At 56.2% G+C, this 418-nt stretch carries 1 protein-coding gene; it reads left to right on the top strand.

All coding sequences use genetic code 11. The features are described 5' to 3' along the window. Positions 1 to 181: 181 nt before the first annotated feature. Positions 182 to 355: an acyl carrier protein gene (locus tag AB1L30_RS00545; protein WP_367011403.1), complete on the top strand. Its 174-nt coding sequence runs from the start codon at positions 182 to 184 to the stop codon at positions 353 to 355. The last annotated feature ends 63 nt before the right edge of the window (positions 356 to 418 follow it).

The raw sequence follows: 418 nt of genomic DNA, 5'->3' as shown, positions 1-418 counted from the left end.
GATCGTCGGTCCGGGTACTGGTCCACATCAACTTGGTGCCATCGGGTGAAAACACGGGCAGAACATCGGCAGCACATCAAAACCCGCTTCCGCCAGCAGCTGGGTGGCACCGGTCTGCTTGGTCCACGCATCCTGATAATCCCAAACGTAGGCGGTCACCGCAGATGGTTTCGCCAAGCCATTGGCCGAGATGGGGCTCGACTCGCTGATGGGGATCGAGCTGAAGAACGCGATCGAAGCCGAACTCGATTTTCGTAGTAATCCATCAGCGAGCCCGGCTGATAGGGCGCGTCTTTATCGAAAGCAGGCCAACAAGGTCGACCGCGAACCCAACAAAAAAGCCCCGTTCGTATGAACGGGGCTTTGAAGTGTAAATGAATCCGGCGATACCTACTTTCGCACTGGTGGGCACTATCAT

Source organism: Bremerella sp. JC817, from assembly GCF_040718835.1.
Classification (GTDB): Bacteria; Planctomycetota; Planctomycetia; order Pirellulales; family Pirellulaceae; genus Bremerella.
Note: the sequence above shows the minus strand (reverse complement) of the source record. Positions and strands in the feature narration are given on the sequence as shown.